Raw genomic sequence first — 10,503 nt, forward strand, 5'->3', positions numbered from 1 at the left:
TCCCCCGTCGCGGGGTGGAGCAGCCCGGTAGCTCGTCAGGCTCATAACCTGAAGGCCGCAGGTTCAAATCCTGCCCCCGCAACCATCTTTACTTGCAACCCCGCAGCTCCCGCCGCGGGGTTTTTGCGTTGGACCGAAAGCGTAAGGATTCCAGCGAGATCGCCCCGAACGTCGATGTCGATCTTGCCGTCCACCGGCGTCAGGATGATGTCCTCGACCAGCGTGCGCAGCACGTCGGCAGCCTCGATCCGCCGTTCTTCGGAATCGTCCTGCAGGGACTCATAAAGCTGCTGGAAGCGCATCCGGTATTGGCTCGCCATTGCCGGATGCAGCAGGGGGGCGGCTCATCGGCTTAAGCAAGAAACGAAGTCGCCTCAACCTTCCGTTGTTCCAGCAGAACCATCTTCGCGTTAGATGTTTGGTCCCGGCGATTGATGGTGCGGATTTGAGATGAACCGGCACGGGTCATCTGTCCATGCTTTGCAGATGGCTTCGTAGGGTGTGAGGCCGCGCAGGGTTTTCAGGCGGCGAGCGAAATTGTAGTCGGCGACGAAGTCGGCGAGGTGCTGGCGAAGCTGGTCGTGCGTTTCGTAATGGTAGCGCTTGACGGTCGCGACTTTGATCGTCCGGTTCATTCGTTCGACCTGCCCATTGATCCAGGGATGCCGTGGCTTGGTCAGGCGGTGTTCGATGTCGAGGTCGGCGCAGGCGGCCTCGAAAGCATGGCAGCGGAACGGCAGCTTTTTAGCCCGCATCTCCTTGATGTCCTCCGGCGTCCAGCCATCGCCCGTCGGGTCGGTGAAGTGCGTCCCGTTGTCGGTGAGCACCGTATGGATCCGGTATGGCACGGCCGCGGCGAGATGCCGCAGGAAGTCGCCCGCGATCCGGCGCGTGGCTTTCACGTGCAGTTCCACGAAGGCGAACTTGGACGTCCTGTCGATAGCCACCAGTAGGTACAGCTTGCCCTGCTCGGTGCGCACCTCGGCCAGATCGACGTGGAAGTAACCGATGGGATACGCCTTGAACTTCTTTCGGGTGGGCTTGTCGCCATCGACGTCGGGTAGCCGGCTGATGTCGTGACGCTGCAGGCATCGGTGTAGCGAGGAGCGTGACAGATGCGGAATCGTAGCCTGTAGCGCGTAGAGACACTCATCCAGCGGCAGCAGCGTGTGGCGCCGGAACGCAACCACTACGGTCTCCTCCTCGACCGTCAGCGTTGTGGACCTGGGCTCCCTGGGGCCGGTCCGCAGATCGGCCGTCGATGACTGCCTGCGCCACTTGGCGTCCAGCTTCCTGACGACATCATAGCCATAGGCATTGCCACCGCCGGACTTGCCGGCCTCGACGCGACCGCGCTGGCCGCGCCGGGTCTTGTCGGCTAGTTCCTTGAGGAACAGCGCGTTCATCGTCCCTTTCAAACCGACATGGAGATGCGTGACCTCGCCCTCTGACAGGGTGATGATCTTCACATCCGCATAGGACATACGCTTGAAGATGCCGGCGATGTCCTCCTGTCGCGCGACAGCCGGTCCATCGCCTCGGACAGGATCACATCGAATCGGCCGCGTGTGGCATCGGAGATTAGCGCCTGAATGCCCGGCCGCAGCAGCGACGCACCGGAGATGGCGTGATCGGTATATTGCTCGACGACGTGCCAGCCCTGTTTCTCGGCATGCAGTCGGCACAGGCGGATCTGGTCCTCGATCGAGGCGTCGCACTGGTTGTCGGAGGAATAACGGGCGTAGATCGCGACCTTCATTGGGCATGACTCGTTATCGGGAGCCTCGCCCCCGTCTGTGCATCTGCGCCTCGAAGTTCTGACGCGCCATCTGACGGCCGAGCAGCCGGGCGAGCTGGACGAGGCGAGGGTCCGGGTCGCCGCGCGGCGTGAAGGTGAGTTCCGGCACGGCGATGAGCATCGCTTCGAGCAGTTCTTCTCGCTCGCTGGGTGCAATCTTTGTCGATGGGCGTGCCTTTTGCGTCATGGAACGAAGAATTGATGCCACAAGATACATAAACAACTGGAATAAAAGGCAGAAAACCGGCGCTGAAAGGCGCGATCACGCGCATCAAGGCGAGCGCCAGCGAAGCATGGCGTGCTCCGGCATAGCGAAATGACTGGCGCGAAATCTGTAAAACCGGCTCGAAGCGCATGGTGACTCCTCGACGACTGCGCCTTGATACCATCATTCCGGGATAAAGGATCGCGTCGTCAGCACCGACCACCATGATGTATTGCATTTCACGCTACAAGGCGCTATCTTGCAGTCAAGGAGAAAGTTATGGCCAGCACCGCAGAACGCAAGGAATACCCGATCTCGATGCGCCTGCCAGAGGCGGACGTCGCGATGATCGATCGCGCCGCCAGCCTGCGCGGGCGCTCGCGCACCGACTTCGTGCGCGACGCCGCCGTGCGAGCGGCCGAGGACGTGCTGATGGAGAACCGGCTGATCCGCATGAGTCCTGAAGGGTTTGCCGAGTTCATGGAGGTTCTGGCCGCACCCGCCGCGCCTGTCCCGGAGATGGTGGAACTGGCGAGGCTACCCGCGCCCTGGGAAGCCGGCTGCGACGCTAAGCGCTGAGCCGTGGCGCTTTCGGTTCCCGAACCGCTCAGCGCGGAACATGATGTCTCGCAATTTTCCTGCGGCAAGCCGACGCTCGATCACTGGCTGAAGATGCGGGCGCTTTCCAATCAGGAGAAGGGCTTTACCGCTGTGCTCGTCGTGCATGAGGGCGGGCGTGTGGTCGGCTATTACGGATTGGCGCCGACGGCCGTGGTTCCGGCGGTGCTGCCGCGCTCGGTCCGCACCGGCCAGCCGCCCGATCCGGTCCCATGCCTGCTGCTCGGCCAGCTTGCCACCGATACGCAATGGGCAGGCAATGGTATCGGCACGGGGCTGGTGAAGCATGCGCTCCAGCGTTGCGTTCAGGCCGCAAGTCTGATCGGCGGCAGGGCACTGATGGTCAACGCTGTGGATGAGGAAGCGGCGCGGTTCTGGCAGCGGCGCGGGTTCATGCCGTCGAAGGACGAACAACTCGTCCTGTTCCAATCCATCGCCGCAATCGCTGCGTCGTTGGGGGAGGAGGAAAATTGTAAGCCAGATGAGGGTTGATGGCCTTCGCCGAGAAGGCCTTTCGCCCTTCAAGCGTATTACGTCTACGCTTTCAAAGCATTGAAGTATTTATTGATTAAGTTAAATCTGTCAGATTAGGTGATCACAGTTATCTGAAATGGGAACGGTCTATCTGGGCAGGGCACCCGTCGGAGTCGCACTCCGATAATTAGCGCAAGGACTTTGAGATGGCAGAGGCGCCTACAGATAAGTATTCGGCTGGCGAACAGGGCCTAGGGTACATTTACCAGGCACGTCTTGCCCTGCTACAATTGCTTCAATTACCGGAAGATACTGCCATCTTCCTAGAGGCTGTTATGGACTTGTGAGGTTTGGAGATTCATCTGTGACGGGATGAATATTTGTCGCAAGCCCTATCCATCTGACGTGAGCGATGAGGAATGGTCGCTGGTCGCGCCGTACCTGCTACTGCAACGCGAGGATGCCGGTCAGCGGGAGCACGATCTGCGGGAGGTGTTCAACGGGCTGCGCTACATCGTGAAGACGGGCGCACCGTGGCGATGGATGCCCAACGACCTGCCGCCGTGGGCGGCGGTGTACCAGCAGACGCAGCGCTGGCTGGCGGCGGGGTGCTTCGAAGGCGCTGGTGGACGATCTGCGCGCGGTGCTGCGGCTGGCGGCCGGGCACAAGGCCGAGCCGAGTGCCGCGATCATCGACAGTCGGACGCTGCGCTCCACGCCCGAAAGCGGCGAGCGTGCCGGCTATGACGGGGCCAAGCGCAAGAAGGGCTCGAATATCCACATGGCCGTCGACACGCTGGGCCATCTGCTCGCCCTCCATGTGACGCCGGCCAGCGCCGAGGATCGTGGTGAGGTGGAGCAGCTCGCGCGTACCGTGCAGGCGGTCACCGGCGACACGGTAGAGCTGGCCTGGGTGGATCAGGGCTATACCGGCGAACGGGCCGCCGATGCCGCAGCCAGGCACCGCATCGCGCTCGAAGTCGTCAAACTGCCGCAGGCCAAGCGCGGCTTCGTCCTCCTGCCAAGGCGCTGGGTCGTCGAGCGGTCATTCGCATGGGCGACACGCTTCAGGCGCCTCGTCAAAGATTACGAGCGCTATGCCCAAACACTCGCCGGACTTCATGTCGTCGCTTTCGCCTGCCTCATGATGAAGCAGGCCGCGACCCTCGCCACAGGTTCATAACAGCCTCTAGAATATGTACAGAGTAAACTTCAAGACTCGTCTCAACAGTTGCTGACGACGGTGACGGTAGCGGCGCCGCGATCGATGTATCCGGGACCGGATGCGATCGTGATCGTTGCGGTGACCGTGGCATCGTAGCAGTTGCTGCCGCTGCCGGGGATGTTGATGTATTGATACTCGGTGGAGGGGGTAAAGGTCAGTTGCCCTGTTCTGTTAAAACCGTCGTTGTAGTTTACGACGACGTTTGCGGAGCAGGAGCCGATCCGCTGGACCGGTACACCGAAGCTGAACTCGCTGTTCCCGTCGGCGTCATGTATACGGAAACCGCAACTCCCACCGCCGGACGCCTGCCCTTTGACGGAGACGACGCGGGTGCGGTTCGCAGCGGAATCATGGGTGAGGTCGATCGTTGAGCCGGATGCGGGGCCGCCGCTGCGTGCGACTTTCGTCAGTCGACCAAGATAGTCGTAGGAGTATGTCACGGTCTCGGAAGCGAGCGCAGGCGATACGATGCTCGCCAAAGCACTGATCATGACGAGAGCAGAAGTCTTTCTCATGCCTTCCCCCCGAATCGAACGATATCATTGCTCGTAGGTTTTCACTGGTCGATGACGGTAAGGTTACAGCGGCAAAAGAATTTCCTCCGTTTTGAAGTCTTCATGGCGTCACAAAGTTTGGAGATCCTCCCCATCAGCATAGCCGGCCTTTGAGTCGCGGCTTACGTCAAACCGGGGGATAAGATGAAAGCAAAGCTTTTGTTTCTTCTTGGGTCATCGCTGGTTGCGAGCGGCGTTCTGCTCCCGGCGGTAGCTGTCGCACAGACGGCAGGCGATCAGCCCGCGCCACCCGAACGCTATCAGCGCGATGAACGCGGCGTCGATCTGGTCACTGGCAAGTTCTACTATTTTTCGTCGGAAATCAGTATCGGCGATGCTGGCCACGACTTCGGATTGTCCTATTCCCGCGTGCAACGCGACCGGGGCTATGACGATGATTATATGACGGGAATCACCAACTCCGGCGGGTATCTCAACGTCACGATCGGCGAGATAACCGACAAGTTCAGCTTCCAGCACAACAACAGCGTCAACGGCACCGGCGCGACGATAGCGACGAACGCGCAAGGCTATGTCTACACGACCGCCGATGGCGTGGTGTATCAGTTCAGCGCCGCAGTTCGATCCGAGATGATCCGCGTCGCCGCGCAGCGTGCCATCAGCATTGCTTATCCCAACGGCAAGAAGGTCCAGATCGCATACGAACTGGGACAGGTTCCCTTCTGTGCTGGCGGATGCGGCACACGCCAGATCAGCCGGGTATCGGAAGTAACGAGCAACGACGGCTACAAGCTTCTTTTCGCGTATCGCGGCGGTGGATCGCAGGACGACCTTGATGAGGGCACCGCGCCGCGCTGGATGACCCTGGCCGGTGTCATCGCTGCCAACTCAGCGGAGCAGAACTGCACCATCCAGACCTGCTTTCTCGATAGTCCGACGTGGAACCATGCGCGCTATTATGGAAGCGGCGGCGTCGAATCGCGGGTCGATGCCAAAGGACGGCAGACTGACCTGACCTATGACGCAGCGGGCCGCATCGTCGCGATCAGGCCCGCTGGATATCCCGAAAACTTCATCACCCTGACCTATGACGATGGCAATCGCGTCACCAGTTACACCAAGGGCGGCTCCACCTGGCAGTACAGCTACTCCGGCTCGGCGACCGACCAGACGACCGTCGTCACGGCGCCTTCCGGTCTCCAGACCGTGGTGACGTCGAACCCGGCTCGAAAGCTGCTGACGAGCATACGGGTTGGGACCGGTGGCACGACGCGCTATGAATATGACAGCAGCAGCTGGCTGACCTCGATCATCAGCCCGGAAGGCAATCGCACGAACTATACCCGCGATGGTCGTGGCAACATCGTCACCACCGTCATGGTGAGCAAATCAGGTACCGAGCAGTTGTCGACCTCCGCGACCTTCGCGGTGTCCTGTCCGGTCGGGGCGTGCGACAAGCCGGTGACGACGACCGACATTCGGGGCCAGGTCACGGACTATGAATATGGGCCCGCGCACGGGAAAGTGATCAGGATCACCTATCCGTCCGCCGGGAACGGCGCGCGCCGTCAGAAGACGTTCGACTATCAGCAACTCTATGCATGGTATCTCAATGTGAACGGAGCGCTCGAGCAATCGGCGTCGCCGATCTGGAAGCTGACCCGCACCGCCGAATGTTCCGTCGCCACGACCTGCGCCGGCAGTGCGAACGAGACGGTGACGGAAATTGCCTATGGCGCGCCGGGGCAGCCCAACAATCTCCTTCCGACCAGCGTGACGGTGCGGGCGGGCGACAATTCGGTCGTGGCGACGACGACGATGACGTACGATCGCTACGGCAATCCCATCGCGGTGGACGGGCCTTTGGCCGGATCGGCCGACACCGTCACGGCGCGCTATAATCGCATGCGCGAGGTGATCGGTCAGATCGCGGCGGCGCCCAATGCCGACGGGTCGGGTTCGCGGCGCGCGATGCGCATCAGCCGCGATGGCGCCGGACGCGTCAGCCTCGTCGAGACCGGCACGGTGACCGGTACGGATGATGCGGCGTGGAACGGGCTATCGGTATCACAATCGGTAGAGACCCAGTTCGACGCCAAGGGGCGGCCGGCCGTCAGCACCGCAAGAGGTGCCAACCTCTATCAGGCTACCGACTATGCCTATGACGCGGACGACCGGCTGCGCTGTACCGCCAGTCGAAGCGGCTCCGGCTCGGGCGACGCCTGTACCACGGTCAATGGCGGTGCCAGCTCTGATGACGTTCGCGAAAGCGTCTACGGTTCCGACGGGCGCGTCACGACCGAGAAACAGAATGGGGTCGCGGTTGCTACCTATGGCTATACCGGCAACGGCCAGATCGCCAGCGTCACCGATGCGAAATCGAATGTCACCTCATATCAATATGATGGCTTCGACCGTCTGGTGCGCACCACCTTCGCCGACCAGAGCTACGAATATATCAGTCGCAACGGCTATGGCGACCCTACCGACATGCGCCAGCGCGATTCGTTGACGATCTCGATGGGCTATGACCTGCTCGGTCGCGTAACGACGATGAACCTCCCGGGAGGAGGATCGAACAGCAACATATCGCTCGGTTACGACCTGTTCGGCCGCGTGACATCGGCATCGAACGGCAACGGGCAGGCGCCGTGGACAAACAGCACGACCATGGCATATGATGCCCTTGGTCGCATGGTGACGGAAACGACCAACCTCGGCGGGATCGGACCGCGAGCCACCGCCTACCAGTATGACGCGAGCGGCAATCGCACGCGCATCACCTGGGCCGACGGCTTTTTCGCCAGTTATGAGTATCGGCCCAACGGGCTGTTGCAGCGTATCCGGGAGAATGGCGGCGCCGTCCTTGCGGAATATGGCTATGATGCCCTGGGTCGCCGAACCGCGATCTCGCGCGGGAACGGCACATCGAGTGGCTATGGCTATGACGGCCTGTCCCGCCTGACCAGCCTGGGCCATGATCTCGCGGGCACGGCGGCTGACGTGACGTACGGTTCGACCTATGACAACCTATCGCGGATCACCATCCAGACCCGTTCGAACGATAGCTATGCCTGGACCGGGCAGATCGATGCCGATCGCGCCTATTCGTCCAACGTGCTCAACCAGTATACCCAGATCGGCAATGGCGGTCTCGGCTATGACGGCCGCGGCAACCTCGTCTCGGACGGCAATTCCGGGATCAGCTACGGCTATGATGCATTCGGCCATCTGACCGGCTCGAGCACGGGTGCGCAACTGGCCTATGACGCGCTCGGTCGCCTGTCCTACACCGCGGTCAACGGCGGTGGCATCACCCGCTTCGGCTATGCCGGCGACCAGATGATCGCCGAATATGACGCGAGCGGCAATCTCGTGCGCCGTCACGTCCCGAGCACCGGCAACGACGATCCGATCGTCAGCTACGGGCCGCAGGGACGTAGCTGGCTCTATGCCGACGAACGCGGGTCGGTCGTGGCGACCGCGGACGACACCGGCAACGCCAGCCAGATCATGACCTATGACGAGTTCGGCATCCCCGGCGGCAACTATGCCTCGCGCTTCCAGTATACCGGCCAGGCCTGGCTGCCGGAGCTGGGCATGACCCACTTCAAGGCCCGCACCTATTCGCCAACCCTCGGGCGTTTCCTCCAGCCAGACCCCATCGGTCTTGCCGGCGGCATGAACCTCTACAACTATGCCGGCGGCGATCCCGTCAACAGAACAGACCCAACCGGGCTGTACTGGTACAGGTGGCAGGACTGCACGACGACTCCCGGCTACAGCTACGGCATAGGGAACGAGATCGTCGTCGGCGGTAGCGTCACGCACTGCTTCGACAGAGGGTTCGAAATGCCCGATCCCAGCCCCGGTTACTTCCCAGGCGGCGATGGAGCGGGCGGTGGTGCGCCGGCTCCCGCCACTCCAGCGCCGGAGAATAAGCAGTGCCCTGCTGTTCCAAGCCCTGGCCTTGGTCGTGGTGAACTGAACAGGCGTGTAAACGCATCGGCGGGCAGAGCTTCGTTGCGAAATCGGGATTTCTTCAGCATCTCGAGTATCGACAACCGCTCCGAGTTGTTCTTGAAGAGTCTTCCCGGTGCTACGAACGATACGAAGTCGTATGTTCGGGGTTCCGCAGAATACGGCAACTTCCTGTTTGGCGCAGAAGCCGCCGCTGGAGGACTGAGCTTGCAGGAGGCCCTTAACTGGGGTGCAAACGCGCAGGTTGTTCAAGACCTTCTAAAGATGCAGATTCCCAGCGGCAGCGATAATCCCGGTGATGCTGACGCAACGACGCGAGGATATAATTACTACAGGGCGGGGTGCTCAAAGTGAGGCGCCTTGTGCTTCTGCTCGCGATGTGCGTAGCGGGGTGCAGCTCTACGCCAAGCGAAGTTAAAACGTTGCGCTACGATCGCGATATCGTGATCGTGACCAGCATAAGTGGTTCAGGGGGAGCGCTTGGAGATGAGAGCTACCAAGTAGCTTATCGCTATGACGGCAAGGAAACCAAGTTCTTCGAGGGCGTGAACCCACATGGCTTCGGTGTCCGCAAGGTTGGTGATACGGTTGAGGTGAGGTTCTGTGATGGGACGGTTCGCCTTGCTCAGCCCATATTTCTCGGCGCTCCGCGAAGTGAACTTGTTCACGTCAAGCTGAATCTTGACTGCCCAGAACGGCAAGCAAAGAGTTAAGCGACTATAGCGAGCAACGCGAGCTGGCTTACCCGATCGCCATCCCCACGGCCTTGAGCGTCGCGGGGGTGACGGTCGCCACCTCCGGCGCCTTCATGGTTTCGTCGATCGCCCCGACCTGGGCGCCGTCACGGATGCCGAGAGCTTCGGTGAGGCTGGCGCGGTTGTCGGTATAGACGGCCGCGCCGATGCGGGCGCGACTGATCGCGACATACACTGACCGGGCATCGACGGTGTTGGCGCGGAACGCCTCCAGGTGGGCGAGCACCCGATCGCACGTCGCCCCCTGCGCGCTGTGGATGGTCCGCACCCACCCCGGCCGGACGTGGCGGTCGGCAAGGTGGCCCATATCGAGCATCTCGCGCCGCCCGTCCTCGCGCTGGAGCACCATGCTGGCGCCCTGTGGGTCGATCGCGACCACCTCGGCGGTCTGTCCGTTGAGCCGGTCGGCCCGGTAGTTGTTGCGGGTGAACTGCACGCGGTCGCCGGTGCGGAATTCCTGCGGCACCTCCACGAACGCCTCGGCCACGTCCGCACCCCATCGCGCCGGCTGCCAGTCGACGGGCTTGGACTCGGCGCGCTGCCTGGCGCGCTTGTCGGGCCGCAGGCGGACGGTGCCGGTCGCGGGGTCGACGGCCTCGACGCGGTGCCCGATCCCGGCACGGGGACGGCCCCGCTCAGCCTTGCGGAAGACGACGATGTCGCCGGGCCGGTAGGAGGTGGCGAGCCGGGCCTGCGGCCGGGTGAGGTCGCGGGATTCGAGCACGGACGCGACCATGGCGTCCTTGCCGAGCGTGCCGTCGGTGACGAGGGCGGCGAGGATGGCGTCGGTCAGCTCCTGCCGGCCCTAGGGTGCGTCTGCATTTGCAGGATTTCCATGAGGCGAGAGTTCTGATTCAAGGTTGGTGAAGGAGCCAGGCCTTGAGCAGACGGACGCTGACGGACGAGCAATGGGAGCGGATCGCGGGTTATCT

10 protein-coding genes, 1 tRNA gene and 1 pseudogene are annotated in these 10,503 nt (G+C 62.0%); 7 read left to right on the plus strand and 5 right to left on the minus strand.

Features of this window, described 5'->3' with window-relative positions; all coding sequences use genetic code 11:
* The first annotated feature begins 8 nt into the window (after positions 1-8).
* Together RN629_RS17730 and RN629_RS17735 are read left to right on the plus strand one after the other, a co-directional pair.
* Positions 9-85: transfer RNA gene (locus RN629_RS17730), tRNA-Met, on the plus strand.
* A gap of 43 nt (positions 86-128) precedes the next feature.
* Positions 129-356 carry a hypothetical protein gene (locus tag RN629_RS17735; protein WP_407036427.1) on the plus strand — a complete coding sequence of 76 codons (228 nt, stop codon included), beginning with the start codon at positions 129-131 and terminating at the stop codon, positions 354-356.
* Positions 357-410: 54 nt separating this feature from the next.
* Here the strand turns inward: RN629_RS17735 and RN629_RS17740 are convergent, their stop codons facing one another.
* From RN629_RS17740 to RN629_RS17750, 3 genes are read right to left on the minus strand one after another with little or no spacing between them, the layout of a single operon-like run.
* A complete protein-coding gene (locus RN629_RS17740) occupies positions 411-1,406 on the minus strand; it encodes an IS481 family transposase (protein WP_407036436.1) in 996 nt (331 codons plus the stop codon).
* Between the two features lie 59 nt (positions 1,407-1,465).
* The gene (locus RN629_RS17745) at positions 1,466-1,759 is read right to left on the minus strand and encodes a recombinase family protein (protein ID WP_407036428.1); all 294 of its coding nucleotides are present in this window, start codon (positions 1,757-1,759) and stop codon (positions 1,466-1,468) included.
* A gap of 13 nt (positions 1,760-1,772) precedes the next feature.
* On the minus strand, positions 1,773-1,985 hold the full coding sequence (locus tag RN629_RS17750) for a hypothetical protein (protein WP_407036429.1): 213 nt from the start codon (positions 1,983-1,985) through the stop codon (positions 1,773-1,775).
* Between the two features lie 297 nt (positions 1,986-2,282).
* On the opposite strand from RN629_RS17750, the gene RN629_RS17755 reads away from it, so the two are divergent.
* The 3 genes and pseudogenes from RN629_RS17755 (at position 2,283) to RN629_RS17765 (ending at position 4,278) form a co-directional block, all read left to right on the plus strand.
* A complete protein-coding gene (locus RN629_RS17755; protein WP_407036430.1) occupies positions 2,283-2,582 on the plus strand; it encodes a type II toxin-antitoxin system TacA family antitoxin in 300 nt (99 codons plus the stop codon).
* 3 nt (positions 2,583-2,585) lie between these two features.
* Positions 2,586-3,113 carry a GNAT family N-acetyltransferase gene (locus RN629_RS17760; RefSeq protein ID WP_407036431.1) on the plus strand — a complete coding sequence of 176 codons (528 nt, stop codon included), beginning with the start codon at positions 2,586-2,588 and terminating at the stop codon, positions 3,111-3,113.
* 354 nt (positions 3,114-3,467) lie between these two features.
* A pseudogene (locus tag RN629_RS17765) lies at positions 3,468-4,278 on the plus strand (IS5 family transposase).
* 41 nt (positions 4,279-4,319) lie between these two features.
* On the opposite strand, the gene RN629_RS17770 reads toward RN629_RS17765, so the two are convergent.
* A complete protein-coding gene (locus RN629_RS17770) occupies positions 4,320-4,835 on the minus strand; it encodes a hypothetical protein (protein ID WP_407036432.1) in 516 nt (171 codons plus the stop codon).
* A gap of 183 nt (positions 4,836-5,018) precedes the next feature.
* On the opposite strand from RN629_RS17770, the gene RN629_RS17775 reads away from it, so the two are divergent.
* Both RN629_RS17775 and RN629_RS17780 read left to right on the plus strand, forming a co-directional pair.
* Positions 5,019-9,170, plus strand: a complete 4,152-nt coding sequence (locus tag RN629_RS17775) for an RHS repeat-associated core domain-containing protein (protein ID WP_407036433.1) — start codon at positions 5,019-5,021, stop codon at positions 9,168-9,170.
* Positions 9,171-9,238: 68 nt separating this feature from the next.
* Positions 9,239-9,529, plus strand: a complete 291-nt coding sequence (locus RN629_RS17780; protein ID WP_407036434.1) for a hypothetical protein — start codon at positions 9,239-9,241, stop codon at positions 9,527-9,529.
* Between the two features lie 28 nt (positions 9,530-9,557).
* Here the strand turns inward: RN629_RS17780 and RN629_RS17785 are convergent, their stop codons facing one another.
* Positions 9,558-10,307 carry a hypothetical protein gene (locus RN629_RS17785; protein WP_407036435.1) on the minus strand — a complete coding sequence of 250 codons (750 nt, stop codon included), beginning with the start codon at positions 10,305-10,307 and terminating at the stop codon, positions 9,558-9,560.
* Positions 10,308-10,503: the final 196 nt, after the last annotated feature.

This window comes from Facivitalis istanbulensis, from assembly GCF_040560405.1.
GTDB classification, from domain to species: domain Bacteria; phylum Pseudomonadota; class Alphaproteobacteria; order Sphingomonadales; family Sphingomonadaceae; genus Sphingomonas; species Sphingomonas istanbulensis.